At 65.4% G+C, this 16,113-nt stretch carries 13 protein-coding genes and 1 pseudogene; 5 read left to right on the top strand and 9 right to left on the bottom strand.

The features are described 5' to 3' along the window. Nucleotides 1–66: 66 nt before the first annotated feature. Nucleotides 67–2,916 (top strand): ATP-binding protein, encoded by a 2,850-nt coding sequence (locus IAG41_RS09575; protein WP_187728376.1) that lies wholly within the window; start codon nt 67–69, stop codon nt 2,914–2,916. Nucleotides 2,917–2,960: 44 nt separating this feature from the next. On the opposite strand, the pseudogene IAG41_RS09570 reads toward IAG41_RS09575, so the two are convergent. The 6 genes and pseudogenes from IAG41_RS09570 to IAG41_RS09545 form a co-directional block, all read right to left on the bottom strand. Beyond that, nucleotides 2,961–3,617, bottom strand: a pseudogene (locus IAG41_RS09570) (YoaK family protein). A gap of 152 nt (nt 3,618–3,769) precedes the next feature. After that, nucleotides 3,770–4,441 (bottom strand): sensor histidine kinase, encoded by a 672-nt coding sequence (locus IAG41_RS09565; protein WP_187728375.1) that lies wholly within the window; start codon nt 4,439–4,441, stop codon nt 3,770–3,772. A 125-nt stretch (nt 4,442–4,566) separates the two neighbouring features. Next, complete coding sequence (locus tag IAG41_RS09560) at nt 4,567–5,346, bottom strand: alpha/beta hydrolase (protein ID WP_187728374.1); 780 nt, start codon at nt 5,344–5,346, stop codon at nt 4,567–4,569. A gap of 98 nt (nt 5,347–5,444) precedes the next feature. After that, on the bottom strand, nt 5,445–6,101 hold the full coding sequence (locus IAG41_RS09555; protein WP_187728373.1) for a response regulator transcription factor: 657 nt from the start codon (nt 6,099–6,101) through the stop codon (nt 5,445–5,447). 66 nt (nt 6,102–6,167) lie between these two features. Continuing rightward, complete coding sequence (locus tag IAG41_RS09550; protein WP_187728372.1) at nt 6,168–6,533, bottom strand: response regulator transcription factor; 366 nt, start codon at nt 6,531–6,533, stop codon at nt 6,168–6,170. 76 nt (nt 6,534–6,609) lie between these two features. Further along, a complete protein-coding gene (locus IAG41_RS09545; RefSeq protein ID WP_187728371.1) occupies nt 6,610–8,562 on the bottom strand; it encodes a PAS domain-containing protein in 1,953 nt (650 codons plus the stop codon). A gap of 197 nt (nt 8,563–8,759) precedes the next feature. On the opposite strand from IAG41_RS09545, the gene IAG41_RS09540 reads away from it, so the two are divergent. Then, the gene (locus IAG41_RS09540; protein WP_410468083.1) at nt 8,760–9,263 is read left to right on the top strand and encodes a Dps family protein; all 504 of its coding nucleotides are present in this window, start codon (nt 8,760–8,762) and stop codon (nt 9,261–9,263) included. A 96-nt stretch (nt 9,264–9,359) separates the two neighbouring features. Here IAG41_RS09540 and IAG41_RS09535 read toward each other — a convergent pair whose 3' ends face one another. Continuing rightward, nucleotides 9,360–10,625 carry a carbohydrate porin gene (locus IAG41_RS09535; protein ID WP_187728370.1) on the bottom strand — a complete coding sequence of 422 codons (1,266 nt, stop codon included), beginning with the start codon at nt 10,623–10,625 and terminating at the stop codon, nt 9,360–9,362. Nucleotides 10,626–10,731: 106 nt separating this feature from the next. Between IAG41_RS09535 and IAG41_RS09530 the strand changes: the two genes are divergently transcribed. From IAG41_RS09530 to msrA, 3 genes are all read left to right on the top strand, one after another. After that, the gene (locus tag IAG41_RS09530; protein ID WP_262408563.1) at nt 10,732–11,967 is read left to right on the top strand and encodes a CaiB/BaiF CoA transferase family protein; all 1,236 of its coding nucleotides are present in this window, start codon (nt 10,732–10,734) and stop codon (nt 11,965–11,967) included. A 70-nt stretch (nt 11,968–12,037) separates the two neighbouring features. After that, nucleotides 12,038–12,487 carry a peptide-methionine (R)-S-oxide reductase MsrB gene (gene msrB, locus IAG41_RS09525; protein ID WP_187728369.1) on the top strand — a complete coding sequence of 150 codons (450 nt, stop codon included), beginning with the start codon at nt 12,038–12,040 and terminating at the stop codon, nt 12,485–12,487. Next, a complete protein-coding gene (gene msrA, locus IAG41_RS09520; RefSeq protein WP_187728368.1) occupies nt 12,484–12,993 on the top strand; it encodes a peptide-methionine (S)-S-oxide reductase MsrA in 510 nt (169 codons plus the stop codon). The genes msrB and msrA overlap by 4 nt, the downstream gene beginning before the upstream one ends. Before the next feature lie 88 nt (nt 12,994–13,081). Here the strand turns inward: msrA and IAG41_RS09515 are convergent, their stop codons facing one another. Then, nucleotides 13,082–13,348 carry a TonB-dependent receptor gene (locus tag IAG41_RS09515; protein ID WP_187728641.1) on the bottom strand — a complete coding sequence of 89 codons (267 nt, stop codon included), beginning with the start codon at nt 13,346–13,348 and terminating at the stop codon, nt 13,082–13,084. Beyond that, a complete protein-coding gene (locus tag IAG41_RS09510; RefSeq protein ID WP_187728367.1) occupies nt 13,303–16,068 on the bottom strand; it encodes a TonB-dependent receptor in 2,766 nt (921 codons plus the stop codon). Before IAG41_RS09510 ends, IAG41_RS09515 begins: the two co-directional genes overlap by 46 nt. Nucleotides 16,069–16,113: the final 45 nt, after the last annotated feature.

Genomic DNA, 16,113 nt, shown 5'->3' with positions numbered 1-16,113 from the left:
CCTAGTCCCGTGACCAAGTCTGGTTGGGCAACACACTTATAGATCGAGCGAAGTCTCAAGCCTCTGATGCTTCAGGAAAGCAGCCCTCGCACCACTGAGGTCATTTCCTTCGGGCCATTTCGGCTAATTCCGTCGGAACGCCTGCTCAAAAAGGAAGAAGAGCCGGTCAGGCTCGGCAGCCGCGCCTTCGATATCCTCCGTATCCTGATCGACCATGCCGGCGAGGTGGTTGGCAACAAGGAACTGGTCGCCAAGGTCTGGCCCGACGTCTTTGTCGAGGAGGTCAGTCTTCGCGTCCATGTTGCCGCCTTGCGCAAGGCGCTAGGCTCCGCGGAAATGGGCCCGCGCTATGTGGCGAACGTACCTGGCCGCGGCTATTGCTTCGTCGCGCCCATATCGAGGGAGTGGATCGAGACCAGCGCGCCGGAGGATAGGTCTTTCGATCCGGCTTATCCTTTGCCTCCGGCCCTGGCTCGGATGGTGGGTCGCGACGAGGTCGTGGCGGAAATCTCCCGCAAGCTCCTGGCCGATCGCTTCGTCACCGTGGTCGGGCCTGGCGGCATGGGCAAGACGACGGTGGCCCTGTCCGTCGCGCACGCGCTGCTCCAGACCTTTCGCGGTGCCGTGTGCTTCGTGGATCTTGGTCCTCTCAACGATCCGAATCTGCTCGCCGGCGCGGTGGCCTCGACGTTTGGTCTGCCGGTCCGGTCGCAAGATCCCGTGCCGGACATCATCGCGCATTTGCGGGGCAAGCCCGCCTTGCTCGTGCTCGACAGTTCCGAGCATTTGATCCTGGAAGTCGTTTTGCTTGCGGAACGACTTTCGACCCAGTTGGACGAGCTGCATATCCTCGCGACAAGCCGGGAGATCCTTCGCGCAGAGGGCGAGAATGTCTTTCGCCTTCCACCCCTGGACAGCCCGCCTGATTCCCCTGCGCTGACCGCCGCGCAGATGCTCGAGTTTCCCGCGGCGAAGCTGTTCATGGAACGTGCGGCAAGCGGCGGTGCGCCCATTTTACTGGACGATGCGGACGCGCCAGTGGTCGGCAAGATCTGCCGCAAATTGAATGGCATCGCGCTTGCCATCGAGCTTGCCGCCGGAAGCGTCGGAACCTTCAGCCTCTATGAGACCGAAGCTTTGCTCGACAGCCAGTTCGCGTTGCGCTGGCCTGGGCGCAGGGCCGCTCCGGCCCGCCATCAGACTCTGAACGCGACGCTGGATTGGAGCTACAATCTGCTGTCGGATATCGAGCGCGTCGTGCTGCGGCGGCTTTCCGTGTTCATCGGCAGCTATACCTTGGAGGCTGCCCAGCGGGTTACGGCCAATCGGGATCTGAGCGACGAGCAGGTGTATGACGCGATCGGGGGGCTGTTCGTGAAATCCCTCGCGTCGGGCGACACCTCGCTGGCGATCCCGCGCTATCGCCTGCTCGACACGACGCGGACCTATGCAGCGATGAAGCTGGCCGAGGCCGGAGAGCAGAAGCTGCTCCGGCGTCAGCATGCCGAATATTATCGCAAGCTCCTGCAGAAAGGGACGAGCAATACCGATGAATCGACCCCCGAGCCGCGGGCCTCGGCCGCCGATCTCGACGACATCCGCACAGCTTTGCATTGGGCTTTCGGTACCGATGGCGACACGGCTCTTGGCATAGACCTCGCCATCGGCGCGGTGCCGATCTGGCTGGGCAAGGCACTTTTCGCCGAATGCCAGGATTGGATGATCAAGGCCGCAGCCGCAGTCCCTCGTGGTACGCCGAGGGATCTTTCGATCCAGCTGGCACTGGCGAGCACCAAGATCTTCACGGTCGGCATATCGGATGAGCTGACGGCGAGCTGGACCACGACCCTCGAACTCGCGGAAAGCCTCGACGACCTGGCCTGCCAGTTGGCCTGTTTCCTGCCGCTCTGGGGCAGCGAGATCCGGGCGGCGCGGTATGATGATGCGCTCAAGAACGCATCCAAATGCGTGGAGGCGGCGAAGAAGATGCCGGAGCCGGGTCCGTCCGCAACGGCCGAGTGGATGGTCGGCCATTCCCAGCACCATCTCGGCCGTCTCGCCGAGGCGCGGGTGCATCTGCAACGCGGTCTCGCCATCGACACCGACCAGGCGCGGCTCGCCCAGACCATGGCGGTCGGCTATGACCGCAAGGTGGATGGTCTTGGCCTTCTGGCGAGCACCTTGTGGCTCCAGGGCTTCCCCGATCAGGCCCGGCAAACCGCCTTGCGCGCGGCCGCGACGGCGCGGCCCTTGCCATTCGCGCTTCCTATCAGCGTGGCGATGACGTGGCTCGCCTATATCGACTATCTGTCGAGCGCCGATATCGATGCCATTGAACAAGACATCGTCGAAATGACGGAGCACGCCAGGACCCATTCGATAGGAAGCCAGGTCGGTGTCGGCCTTTGCATTCTCGGCTTGTGCCAGACAAGGCGACATCATTTCGAGGCCGCGGTTCCCTTGGTTAGCGAAGGACTGCGGCTTTTGGCTGAGGGGCGTTACGAAGTCTACAGCCCCATCATCCTGGCGCATTCCTGTGAGGGTGCTCTCGTCGCGGGGCGGCAGGACGATGCGCAGTCGCTGATGGCGCAGCTCGAGCGACGGGATCGAAACCCCGAGCACTGGTGCACGGCTGAGATCCTGCGTGTGAGGGGCAGGCTGGCGCAAGCCGCCGGTGACGAGGCGGAGGCCGTCGATCAGTTTTCGAAGGCGCTGAACCTAGCCCGCCGGCAGGGCGCGCTTGGCTGGGAATTGCGGTCAGCGACGAGCCTAGGACAGCTCTGGGCCGATCAGGGCCGTGACAAGGACGCGCTGAATCTGATCGAACCAGTATATGGCAAGTTCACCGAAGGCTTTGCGACCGTGGACCTCGTCGCTGCCGAGCGTCTGATCGCGGGGCTGAGAGCCCCGATTTAGGGGGGCTGCTGCCCGGAATTTGCCCCGCTCAGCCGGCGCCGCGGTCAACCGCGATGCGGCGACGCGGTTGCGGGATGGCGCGCGCAGAGTAGCGTGCCCACCAGTACCATTGCCGCGGCGAGCAGCAGCGGCGGTGTGAGACCGAAGTGCGTCACCAGCACGGCCCATAGCCGCGCCCACGAATATCGCCGCTATGCTGCCCAGCCGCCGCCCCAAATTGGGGGCAGCACCGCCGGCAAGTCGCGAATCCGCCGCGATGCCGGTGACGTGAGCGTCAGCACGGTGGTGGTGAGATCGGGCACTTTCAGCCGGCGTACCGTCGCGTTGCGAACGCCCACGGCAATCGCCGTGAGCGCGATGGCGGCGAGTACGGCGTGCTTCGGCGCCAGCGCGGCGATCCCGATCCCGGCGGCGACTGCCGCGGCCCCACCCAGCAGCGCCGCTTCGATCAATGCCGCGCCGATCAGCCAGTGCCGCAGCGGACGATCGGCGAAGCGCGTGCCCATCCGCCCCCCCAGCATTGCCCCGGAAACGAACGCAACGAGCGCAACTATATAGTGCAGCGCTTTGAACCCGGGCGTGCCGACGGCGGCGAAGCCGAGAAAGGCGATGTTGCCGGTCATGTTGGCCGTGAACACATTGCCCAATCCAAGTACGCTGACCGCGTCGACCAGGCCGGTCGTCACGGACAGGAACACCAGGAACTTCGAAAGCGGCGGGGCCGGTAGCGCGGCGGCTCCGGAGGGGGCATGGGCGTCTCCTTCAGAAGCGGAAATTGACCTCGAGGCCGAGCATCCGGATGGTCCGGCTCGGTCCGGTCCCAGCCAGCCGCAGGTTGCGACCGGTTACGAAATCAGCGCTTGCCCACGCAGAATATGAAGCGCGTGCCCGGCCGGGCGTCGTCATAGCCGTGCCATCCGCCCAGCCGCGTCGCCATCATGTCGATGAGCCGGCTGCCGAGCCCGCTCCCCTCGGGCGTGGCGTCGGGTACGCGTCCACGTCCGCTATCCTCCACTTCGAGGATATAACCGCCGAACAGCATTGGCCTGAGCGCGATCCGCACGTCCCCGGGCTCATTGGGGGCATAGGCATATTTGCAGGCATTGCCGACGAGCTCGGATACCATGATCCCGATCGCGGTCGCCTCCATGGCCGTCACCGTGATGGACGACGCGTCGACCAGCACGCGGCGGCCGGCGGCGGCGTTGGCATATCCCGCCTCGAGCTCGTAGCCGAGCTCGTCGAGATAGGCGCCCAGATCGACCGTCGACGCTTCGTGCGTGCGATAGAGCTGGCGGTGCACGCTGGCGATCGCGCTGATCCGGCGCTGCGTCATATCGAGCGCGGCGCGCGCCGCAGGATCCTCGATCCCGCGCGCTTCCACCGAAACCATGGCCGAGAGCAGCTGCAGGCTGTTGGAGATGCGGTGATTGATCTCGTCGGCGCTGCTCGGCTCGGGGTCCGCCGGCAGCACGGTGATCGCCGGAGCGTCGCCGGTCGTGGTATCGGCTGCCGTCATGACCATCAGATCCTCCCTTTGCTTACAGCGTGGGTTCTCGATGGCTCGTAATCCCCGATCAGCGCGGCCGGAGGTATCATACGCAGGTTTAGGGCGCCTACCTCTTCGGCGTGCGCCCTCTCAGCGATTCGTTACTTCTTGTCGTTCGCGTGCTTGGCGGCCTCCTCGATCACCGCGGCGACTTCCCGTGGCCGGGACTCGTAGACCGAGTGGCTCGCGCCCTGCAGCTCGGTCACATGGCTGCCCGCACGCTTGTAATAGAAGCGCTCGAGATCCGGGTTGATGATCTTGTCGGCGGCGGCGACGATCGCCCAGCTCGGCTTGTCCTTCCAGGCCGCGACGGTCATCGGCGTCGAGAAGACACCGGCGGCGGTCAGGACCTGCGACTGCGCTGCGAACCTGGCTTCCGCCACCGGCAGATCGGCGGCGAAATGCGAAGGGAAGAGATCGCGACGGAGATAGGTGAAGCCGTCGGGCGTCGAGACGATCGCGCCGGGCGTGCTCTGGGTGACGCTGGGCATCGTCTTGCCGAGCGCGGACTCGTTCTCGCCGACGTCGGGGGCATGCGCCGCGACATAGACGAGCGCCGCGACATGCGGATCCATCCCGGCCTCGGTGATGATGGAGCCGCCATAGCTGTGCGCGACCAGGATGGTGGGGCCGTCCTGCTGGTCGAGGATGCGCTTGGTCGCCGCGACATCATCCACAAGGCTGGTCAGTGGCTCCTGGACGATCGTCACGTGATAGCCGTCGCGCGTCAGGATATCGTAGACCGGTTTCCAGCCGGAACCGTCGACCCAGGCGCCGTGCACCAGCACGACATTTCTGACGGTCTGCGCGGAGGCGGCGGGAATGCCGGCGGCCAGCAGTGGAAGCAGCGTGAGGGCGATCTTGGTACGGAAGCGGCGCATGGTTTCACCTCGCTGTTGTTCGATCCAGCAGCGAGATGGGGTGGGGCAGTCGTTCGTGCACCCAAACCAAAGGGTGATGTGCGATCGGGCCGCGCGGGTCAGCCCGCGCTGTGATACCGCGTGACCGAGGTCTCGCGCACGCCCAGGGTCTCCGCCATCCGGACCAGATCGGCCAGCGACTCCGCCTTCATCTTGCGCATCAGATTGCCGCGGTGGATCTTCACGGTGATCTCGCTGAGCTCGAGCCGGCCGGCGACCTGCTTGTTCATCAGGCCCGCAGTCACCAAGCCCATCACCTCGCGCTCGCGCGGGGTGAGCGATGCATAGTTCGCGCGGACATCCTCGCCCTGTTGTTCTTCGGAACGGCGCCGGCGGTCGCGCTCGACGGCTTCGGCGACAGCCGCGAGCATGTCTTCCTCCTCGAACGGCTTGGGCAGGAAGCTGACCGCGCCGGCCTTCATGCCGCGCACGGTCATCGGGATGTCGCCATGGCCGGTGATCAGGATGACGGGTACCTGCGCTTCGCTTTCTATCAGCGATTGCTGGAATTCCAGCCCGTCGGCGCCCTGTAGCCGGACGTCGAGCACCAAACAGGCCGCGGCATCGGCCGCAGGACAGCCGAGATACTCTTCCGGCCCCGCAAAGGTCCGCACTTCGAAACCGGCGGAGCGCAGCAGGCTGTCGAGCGAGCCGCGAACTTCCTCATCGTCGTCGATGACGCAGATCAATATCGGTTGCGATGCTTCGCTTCCCATCGTCCAAACTCCCCTGACATTCACAGGCGGCCTGCGACGCGGCGTCGCTTCGAGCCGTCGCGTTGATTATAACAGTATCTCCCCGACCCGATCGAGCAGCATGTCCGGATCGACCGGTTTCACCAGAAAGGCGACAGCACCCAACGTGGCGGATTCCTTTTGGGCGGCGGGCGTAGGGAAGGCGGTCATGACGATCACCGGGAAGGTCCGCCCGATCCGGTTGAGCTCGCGCTGGAGCGTCATGCCGTCCATTCCAGGCATATGTAGGTCGGTGATCAGGCAATCGGCCTCGAGCCGGTCGCTCGACGCCAGGAAGTCCTCGGCGGAATCGAAGCTGCGCACTTCGACGCCCACCGAGCGCAGATAATTTTCAAGACTGGACCTGACATCGTCGTCATCATCCACGATGCAGATGGTCGGGGACTGTTTCACGCTTTACTCCTGCCGCGACGCACCAACGGCCCGCGACCTTCCCTCATGAGCTGGGCGATTCTGGGACGCGATCCCATCATACAGAGGTATGCGATGCCTGTGCCGCAGGCGGTTCGGCGGTGCTCACGGGCAATGTGAAGGCGATGGTCGCGCCATGGTCGGGATTGTCGGCCGCGCTGATACGGCCGCCCTGCGCCTCGATGATCGAGCGGCAGATTGAGAGGCCCATGCCCATGCCATCGGCCTTGGTGGTGAAGAACGGCTCGAAGATGCGGTTGGGATTCTCGCCGATCCCGCTTCCGCAATCCTCGACCGCGACGCGCACCATGGTTTCGGTCTCCATGCCGAGCCGGATGCAGAGCGCACGCTTGCGATCCTCGACCTCGCGCATCGCCTGGATGCCGTTGAGCAATAGATTGACCACGACCTGCTGGATCTGGACGCGATCCGCGATCACGAAGGGCAGCAGATCCCCGCCCAGCCTTTGCATCGCGACCCGCCCTGCGCTCGCTTCACGCTGGACGAGCGCCATTGCCTCGTCGATCAGCGCGGGAAGTGCCAGCGGCTCGGCCTGCGGGGCGGTCTTGCGGGCCAGCGCACGCACCCGGGCGATCACCGCCGCGGCGCGGTTGCCGTTCGAGACGATGTGATCGAAGCAGTGCTCGGCCTCCGCCGTATCGGGCACATCGCGCGATAGCCAACGCGTTCCGGATTTTCCGTAGTTGATGATGGCCGCCAATGGCTGATTCACTTCGTGCGCGATCGACGCGGCGAGCTGGCCGAGCGTGGATACGCGGGCGGCATGTGCCAGTTCGGTCGATGTTTGCTCGAGCTTGGCACGTGCCTCGTTCCGCTCGGTCACGTCGAACGCCATGACCAAAGCGCGCGACCAGGGCTCGCCTTCGGATACGAGCGAGACACGCAGGATCAGATCCACGGTGCGGCCCTGAAGGGTGGTCCATTGCCCCTCTTTCTCGATCCTTTCGGCACCGGTCGCGAGATCGGCGAGGATCTCGGCGAAGGACTGCTCGATCCCGGTGGCGTAGCGCGCGACGACATTGCTGCCGATCAGCGCTTCGAGGCTGGCGGCGCCGAAAAGATCCACCGCTGCCTGGTTCGCGTCGCGGATCTTCGCCTTGATCGCCGCGTCCCGCGCCACATCGGGATGGGCGGCCATCCATGCGCGCAGATCGGTGCCGGGCGGGGCCGCCGCCACGATGTGCTTGCGTGTCTCGGACCAGTCCGATTCCCACGCCGCGAAGCCGGCGGCGTGGAAGATCGTCCTGTAGCGCGTTTCCGAGAGCTGGCGTTCGGCATCGGCGCGGCGCTGCTCGGTCAGATCGGCGCTGGTCTCGATGATGCCGATGCTGCGGCCTTCCGGATCGCGGCGCAGCAACCAGCGGCTGGCGAGTACGATCCGGGTTCCATCGCGGCGCGTGCGGGTCACTTCGCCGGACCAGCTCCCCTCGTCCCGGAGCGCCTGGGCGACTTCCTCGGAGGGGAACTGACATTGTAGCAGTTCGTCGCAGGGCCTGCCCAGGGCTTCCTCTCGCGCCCAGCCATAGAGATCTTCCGCGCCGTCGTTCCAATAGAGAATCCTGCCGCCGGCATCGCGGATGACGACGGTGTCGTGGGTGAGCTCCAGGACGCGGGCCTGCTCGGCCAGCGTCGTCCGCGCGCTATGGTCGCGCATCGAAAGGAGCGTGGCGGCGAGGATCGCGATAAGGCTCACGCCCAAGCGGACATAGGCGCCATCGAAGGGATCGTCTCGATGTCCCGCGACGAATGCGCCGATAGCGAGCAAGGCGCAAATGAGTCCGGTCGTCAGCACCGATCGCCGGCCGCCCGTCTGCGCGATGAGCAGGACCACGATGATGTAGAGCACCGCGACCGCGCCCTGGAGCGGGCTCAGCAGGTCCGACGCGAAGATCGCGGCGCCGATGACCAAGGCGGCGGCCCGGAAGAGCCGCTTGCGCCTGACAAAGAGCGATCGCTCGGACCGATCGGGACCATGTTCCGTTGAACGCATTCGCCTTCCAGCTCCCGGCAACCGGCGGATCGAGATTGCCTCCGACTGCGGCGATACGCCAGTCGGTATCGGGCGGACAATGCCGACTATGACCCGAACCTTTCGTATGATTGAGGCGACCCGGCCGCAATTCCTACATGCGCCTCGTCCCCAGGAGCCGCGACGCCGATCGCGGCGGGACGATCGAGGAGCATGCCATGGACACGCTGGCAAAACTGGCGCCCGCACTTGCCACGCCGAGCGATCTCGATCGCGGCGAGGTCCGTGCTGTCGCGACGGCTCTCAACGCGATCCTGGCCGATACCTTCGCGCTCTACATCAAGACCAAGAACTTCCACTGGCATGTCTCGGGACCGCATTTCCGCGACTATCATCTGCTGCTCGACGATCAGGCGACGGAGATCTTCGCGATCACCGACGCGATTGCCGAGCGCGTGCGCAAGATCGGCGCGACAACGCTGCGCTCGATCGGCGACATCGCGCGCCGGCAGACGATCTTCGACAACGACGCCGACTATGTCTTGCCGCGCGCGATGTTGTCCGAGCTGCGCGAGGACAATCTCATGCTGGTGGAGTCGTTCCGCCGCGCCAAGCAGTTCGCCGACGCGGCGAGCGACAATGCCACTTCCGCGATGATCGACACCTGGACCGACGATGCCGAACGGCGCGCCTGGTTCCTGTTCGAGGCATCGCGCAACTAGTCCCCAGCGTTCCGGCGCGCCCCCCCTCCCCGCCGGAGCCGGCGAGGCCCGGGAAGTCCAAGCGGCTTCCCGGGCCTTGTTGTTTGCATTTCGGGGCTAGAATGTAGCGGAGGTCCTCAGGCCCAACACCAGCGCATCGGGCGTCCTGGGTCCAGGGGGCGAGACCAGCGCGGACGCGGCGGGGTGCACGACATATTGGAGGTTCGGCTGGAGGGACATTCTTTTGCCGACCGCGAGGCGATAGCTTGCCTCCATCACCCATTCCCCCGACGGCAATGGATCGGCGGCACCATTCCCGGCGAGCCGGGGCGAGAGGCGCGCAAAGGCCACAGCAATGCCGAGCACGTCACCGGGGCGATTTCGAAACGGCCCTGAAAGCGAGACGCCGCCATCCAGATACAGGTCGACCGGGTTCCGGTCGGACGGCCCAACCGTGATCCTGGCGAAGCCCGAGACCCCTTGTCCCGGCACGCGCGCGGATTTCCACAGCGGGACATCCACCACCCCATAGACGGCGAAGTTTCCCACGTGCCGATCGGCACGGCCGCCAACATCGTCGAACCGCCCGAAATGCTTCCAGCCGCCCAATGTTGCGACGCCGCCGCCCGGGAGCGTTGTCGACAGTTCGCCGATCACGAACGGCTGGCCGGCGAAGCCGAAGGCGTTGAAGCCATGGCCGTCGCGTCGCTGCGGATCGCCTTGCCCTGGCCCGGCGGGATCGCCGGCGAATATGGCGATCCGCGCCGTTGTCTTCGAACTCGCACTGACGCTGAGACGCGCGCCCGGAGCGCCGAGCGGCCAGGACGGACCGCCGCTCGGCAGATCAGTTGCGAAGCTGGCCGGCCAGCCGAAGCTCGAATTGATGAACAGCCCCGCAGTGGGGCTGGCGAAGAACTCCTGCGCCGTGATTTTCCCGAGCCGCAATTGCGCGCCTTTCGCCAGCGGGAATTGCACCCAGATCTGGTTGAGCCGCAGCGCCGGCTCAGCCTCGATACCGCTCACCGCGGCAGTGTTGCCGACGAAATGCCCGGACGCGCCCGTGCCATGTATCTGCAGGATACTCAGATGGAGCATCGCCGAACGGAGCCCCACGAGCCCATCGAGGTCTGCGTCGGCCAGCAGGCTCAACCGACCGAGATAGGCCGCGCCCCGGCGCTCGCCGCCTGCGACATCGGCGTTGAGATCGCTGGCATAGGATCCGCTCAGCGTCACCGGCCGCTTCTGGGCCGGATCGGCATCAGCCTCGACTTGCGCGGCAGTGGGGCCTTTCGGCAGCGGCGCCTCTTGCGCCTGAAGCGGTGTCGAAGCCGCCAGCGCGAGCCCTGAGCCGAGCATCCAATCGCGGAGTGCGCGCGCTGCCATGGGGTTGGTTTACCAGCGCCAGCGGTGCGTGCGAATTCATGCAAAGGTGTAGGGGCGGGAGACGGGATCATTTGACCCGCTGCGACCTCGAAACCTAGAAGGCGCGATGACCAGCATGGAAGCCCGACCCGTAGCCGGGACCGACACCCTACGCCAGGCGCCGCTTGCGGGCCGGCGCATCCTCGATCTCTCGCGCGTGCTGGCCGGGCCGTGGTGCACGATGATCCTGGCCGATCTCGGCGCCGAAGTGATCAAAGTGGAGAATCCGAACGGCGGCGACGACACCCGCCACTGGGGCCCGCCTTATGCCGGTGGCGAGGCGGCTTATTATCTGTGTGCCAACCGCAACAAGCAGAGCATCGCGATCGATCTGTCCAAGCCTGAAGGGCAGACAATCGTGCGCGAACTGGCGACACGCGCGGACGTGGTGGTCGAGAACTACAAGCTGGGCGGGCTCGACCGGTTCGGGCTCGACTATGCGTCGCTCGCAGCGATCAACCCGACGCTGATCTATTGCTCCATCTCCGGCTATGGCCGCACCTCGCCAATCGCGGAGCGGCCGGGCTATGACTATGTGATTCAGGCCGAGGGCGGGCTGATGGCGGTCACCGGGCCGGTGGACGGCGAGCCGATGAAGGTCGGCGTCGCAGTGGCCGATCTCTATACCGGCATGGCGGCGGCGCAGGCCATCCTGGCGGCGCTGATCGCGCGCGACCGCGACGGGCTGGGCCAGCATATCGACATGGCGCTCTATGACTGCCAGCTCGCGATGATGGCGAATGTTGGCGCTGCCTATCTGGCTTCGGGCAACGAGCCGCGGCGCTACGGCAACGGCCATCCCACGGTAGTGCCCTATCAGGTGTTCGATACCAGCGACGGGCGTGTGGTGATCGCGGTGGGCAACGATCGCCAGTTCGCGAGCCTGTGCGGGCTGATCGGCAGGCCGGAGATCGCGGCCGATGCGCGGTTCACGCGGAATTCGGCGCGGGTCGACAACCGCGATGCGCTTCTGGCGCTGCTCGGGCCTCTGATCGCCGAGCGATCGAGCGAGGCCTGGCTCGAGGGTTTGCGAGGGGCGGGGATACCCTGTGGCGAAGTGCGCGGCATCGGCGCCGCACTCACCGCGCCGGAGACGCTGGCGCGCGAGATGGTCAAGACGGTGCCGCATCCGACGGCGGGGGAGGTGGCGCTGGTCGCGTCGCCGCTCAGGCTTTCCGCAACGCCCGTGGTCGCACCGGTCGCGCCGCCGCTGCTAGGGCAGGATAGCGACGCCGTGCTCGCCTCTCTGGGATATACGGCCGAGCAGGTGGCGACGCTGCGCGCGGGCGGCGCGATCGGCTGATCGGCCTGGGCGCAAGGCCTTGTTGGCATGGCGCCGGGCTCCCATTTATCCGGGCGATTGGAGAACCATCATGGCGGACTATCGCAAGACCGACGAAGCGGTCGCGGCGCTCACCCCCGAACAATATCGCGTGACCCAGCTGAGCGGCACCGAACGCCCCGGCACCGGCGCGCTTCTGAACAACAAGGAACCCGGCATCTATGTCGACATCGTCTCGGGAGAGCCGCTGTTCGCATCGTCGGACAAATTTGAATCCGGCTGTGGCTGGCCCAGCTTCACCAAGCCGATCGAACTGGCGAACGTCAGTGAGTTGCGGGACGCGACGCACGGCATGATCCGCACCGAGGTCCGCTCGGCAAATGGCGACAGCCATCTCGGCCATGTCTTCCCGGACGGTCCGATCGACAAGGGCGGACTGCGCTATTGCATCAATTCGGCGTCGCTGCGCTTCGTGCACCGCGACGACATGGAGGCCGAGGGTTACGGCGCCTATCTCGACCAGGTGGAGGAAGTGGCATGAGCACCGAACGCGCAGTACTGGCAGGCGGCTGTTTCTGGGGCATGCAGGATCTGATCCGCAAGCTGCCCGGCGTGGTATCGACCCGCGTCGGCTATAGCGGCGGCGAAGTGCCCAATGCGACCTATCGCAACCATGGCAACCATGCCGAGGCGATCGAGATCGTCTACGATCCCGCGCTGACGAATTATCGGGCGCTGCTGGAATTCTTCTTCCAGATCCACGATCCGACCACGAAGAACCGCCAGGGCAATGATGTGGGCGCCAGCTATCGCTCGGCGATCTTCTATGCTGACGAAGCGCAGAAGGCGGTCGCCGAGGACACTATCGCCGATGTCGAAGCGTCGGGACTGTGGCCGGGCAAGGTCGTGACCGAGGTGACGCCGCTCGGCGATTTCTGGGAGGCCGAGCCCGAGCATCAGGATTATCTGGAGCGGCTCCCCAACGGCTATACCTGCCATTTCGTCCGGCCCGGCTGGAAGCTGCCGCACCGCGCCGACGCGGCCTGAGGCCAAGAAACAAGAAGGGCCGCGCTTGTGCGGCGCGGCCCGAGATCACGAGACCCCGCCCGGGCATACCGGGCGGGGTTTTTCGTGCTCAGAATTCGGCGCTGAAGCCGAAGGTGAAGGTGCGACCGGCGGTCGTGTAGACCTCGGTGCGGTCCGGGCCGATCGACTGCCGGATCGGCTCGTTGGTCAGGTTGATGCCTTCCGCGATCAGACGAACGCCAGGCATGATGTTGACGTGCGACTGGAAGTCGACGTTGTTGGTGGCCTTGATGACATCACTGTTATTGTCGATCGCGTTGCCCACACCGGTCAAATACTGGCTGCGATACGCATCGGAGACACGGACACCCCACACCTTATTCTCGTAGTAGAGCGTCGCGTTTGCCGCCCATTTCGAAAGCGCGCCCAGCGGCAGCTGCTTCGGAACGTTGTTGAAGATCGCCGTCTGGTGCCCGTCGAACCAGGTGCCATTGGCGACCACGCCGAGATGCTTGAGCACGCCCGGAGGAAGGTGAAGTCGTGCTGGAACGCGGCTTCGATGCCCTTGATGTTGGCACCGGAGCCGTTGATCGGCTGGCTGACGTCGAAGATGGTGTTGCCGTCCTCGCCCTGGATCAGCAGCGAGAGCGGCAGGCCGGTCTGGCTGTAGGGGATCTGCTTCGTGGCCGTGGTGATGAAGCTGTCCATGTGCTTGTAGAAGAAGCCCAGCGACGCGAAGCCGTGGCTGTCCATGTAATATTCGATCGAACCCTCGACCGACGTCGCCTTGTAGGGCTTCAGGAAGGGGTTGCCGAAGCTGACGCTGCCGCCGTTCGGACGCGTCGTGATCGAGCCTGCCGCGGCGAGCGCGCCCAGGTCCGGCCGGTTGACATTGCGGCTCGCGCTGAGGCGGACCACCACATCCTTGGCGACGTCGAGCGCGACATTGGCGGACGGCAACCAGCCATGCGAGTTCGACGGCACCGCGACCGCGACCAGACCAGCGCTGGTCGCGAGATTGCCCGACGAGATCAGGTCGGTCGAATAGTAGCGCACGCCGGCATTGGCGCGCAGCCGCATGCCGCCCAGCATCGTATCGAGATCGGCCTGCACGAAACCGGCCCAGGTCTTTTCATCGACGCGATAGTCGCTGCCCGCCTGGAGGTTTTTGGCACTCAGGTTCCGCGGATCGCCGATATAGGCGTACACGCCGTCGACATTGCCGACGATGTACTGGATCAGCGTCTTCGGATCGACGGTCTGCTTCAGGTCGTTCGGGATGGCAACGTCCGCGGGGACGTTGTGGAACACCTTGTTCACCCAGGTGTAGCCGCTGTTGATGAAGTGCTTGAACTCGCCGCCGGCCTTGAAGGTCAGCGCGTCGTTCACGGCGTAGGCGGCGTCCAGCTTGCCATTGGCATACTGGTTGGTGATCTTGTTCTCCTGCACGTCCAGGCGCTGGAGCGCCCAGTTGTTGGGATCGGTCAGATCCTTGCCATAGGTGTTGACCGGGATGGTCGGGCGGGTGTCGTAGCTGAAGGCCATGTTCTTGGCTTCCATGAACACCTTGTCGAACACGGGCTGGCCGAAGTCCGATTCCTCATAGCCGCCCAGCGCATGGACGGTCAGGCGGTCGGTCACGTTCCAGGTCGCATTGGCCACGCCCTGATAGAAATCGGTGTGGTTCTCGACGATGTGATGCTCGGAGCGCTGATCGATGCCGGTGAAGCTCGCCGCGCGCAGCGTGTTGGTGTCGTCGATCACCGCGGTCTGGATGACCTGGCCGGCATTGATCGTGGTGCCGGTCAGTGCGTTGGTGCCGGCGCTGGCGATCGCATAGTCGTCGCGGTGATCCCACAGGCGGCCATAGAGAAAGTCGACGTCGAGCTTGAAGTTGTTGCCCGGATGATATTGCAGCGACGAGGTGATGCCCAGCCGCTTGCGATCGGTGTACCAGGTCGAGGGGGATTCCGCCTGGGGCTGATAGACGCCGGCGAGGAGCTTAGCGCGGGTCGCCGCATCGATGTTCGGGCCGATATTGGCGGCGCCGTAGGTGGTCTTACCCCAGCCCCAATTGCGATAGCCATATTCGTTGGTCTTGATCTGGCTGTAGGCGACCGAGACCAATGCGCCGAAATCACCCTTATGGATCGAAGCGAGGCCGACGACGCGCGGTGTAATGCCGCTGGTGTTGGTGTTGGTCTGGCCCTTGGCCGAGACCACGAACTTTGTGCCCTCATAGTCGAACGGCTTGGCACTGGTGAGCTGGACGGTGCCGGCGATGCCGCCTTCGTCCTGCTCGGCCGAGAACGACTTCTGGACCGAGACGCGGTTGAACAGCTCGGACGCGAACAGGCTATAGTCGAACGAACGCGAACGGCTGACGCCGCCGCGATTGTCCATGCCCGATGCGGTGTTGCCCAGCACTTCCATGCCGTTCAGCTGGGTGCGGGTGAAATCGGCGCCGAGGCCGCGCAGCGCGATCTGGCGGCCTTCGCCGCTGTCGCGCGTGATCGCGATGCCGGGGATACGCTGGAGCGATTCCGCGAGGTTCAGATCGGGAAAGGCGGCGATATCGGTGGCGAGAATATCGTCCTCTGCACCCACGGCGCGGCGCTTCAGGTCCTGCGCGGCTGCGAGGCTCTGGCGATAGCCCGAGACGACGATTTCCGGTTCCTGGGTCACTTCCTGCTCGGCGGTCTGCACCGGCGCGTCATCGGCGTCGGCGATACGGACGGGCGCGGGGCGAGTGGACGGCCGGGGCGCCGGGGCAGTGGCGGGCTTCAGCACCGCGACGCCGCCGCGGATCGACGCGGACAGGTTGGTGCCGCGCAGGAGCTGGTCGAGCGCTTCGCGCACCGTGAAAGCGCCGCGCACGCCGGTGGTGCGGCGGCCCGAAACCGCGTTGGGTGCGACCACGACCTGAACCCCCGTCGCCCTGGAGAATTGCGAGATGGCCGCGCGCAGGTCCGACGCCGCGATGTCGAAATGCATCTGGCGCGAAAACGCGGCATCGGCGGCATGCGCCTGCGCCATGGCCGGCGCGGCGAGCGCCACTGCCAGCGCGATCAATGAAAGTCCCTTAGTGCTGTGCATGATATTCCTCCGCTCAGACGCTTGTGCGCCTCGAACGGAGGACGG

This window comes from Sphingomonas sp. JC676, assembly GCF_014489075.1.
Lineage (GTDB): Bacteria > Pseudomonadota > Alphaproteobacteria > Sphingomonadales > Sphingomonadaceae > Sphingomonas.
The sequence above is the reverse complement of the archived record's forward strand: the minus strand, read 5'-3'. Positions and strand labels throughout refer to the sequence as shown.

Coding starts and splice junctions, on each gene's coding strand:
- IAG41_RS09575 (WP_187728376.1), top strand. CDS start 67: ATGCTTCAGGAAAGCAGCCCTCGCACCACTGAGGTCATTTCCTTCGGG.
- IAG41_RS09565 (WP_187728375.1), bottom strand. CDS start 4,441: ATGGTCATGACGGCAGCCGATACCACGACCGGCGACGCTCCGGCGATC.
- IAG41_RS09560 (WP_187728374.1), bottom strand. CDS start 5,346: ATGCGCCGCTTCCGTACCAAGATCGCCCTCACGCTGCTTCCACTGCTG.
- IAG41_RS09555 (WP_187728373.1), bottom strand. CDS start 6,101: ATGGGAAGCGAAGCATCGCAACCGATATTGATCTGCGTCATCGACGAC.
- IAG41_RS09545 (WP_187728371.1), bottom strand. CDS start 8,562: ATGCGTTCAACGGAACATGGTCCCGATCGGTCCGAGCGATCGCTCTTT.
- IAG41_RS09540 (WP_410468083.1), top strand. CDS start 8,760: ATGGACACGCTGGCAAAACTGGCGCCCGCACTTGCCACGCCGAGCGAT.
- IAG41_RS09535 (WP_187728370.1), bottom strand. CDS start 10,625: ATGGCAGCGCGCGCACTCCGCGATTGGATGCTCGGCTCAGGGCTCGCG.
- IAG41_RS09530 (WP_262408563.1), top strand. CDS start 10,732: ATGACCAGCATGGAAGCCCGACCCGTAGCCGGGACCGACACCCTACGC.
- msrB (WP_187728369.1), top strand. CDS start 12,038: ATGGCGGACTATCGCAAGACCGACGAAGCGGTCGCGGCGCTCACCCCC.
- msrA (WP_187728368.1), top strand. CDS start 12,484: ATGAGCACCGAACGCGCAGTACTGGCAGGCGGCTGTTTCTGGGGCATG.
- IAG41_RS09510 (WP_187728367.1), bottom strand. CDS start 16,068: ATGCACAGCACTAAGGGACTTTCATTGATCGCGCTGGCAGTGGCGCTC.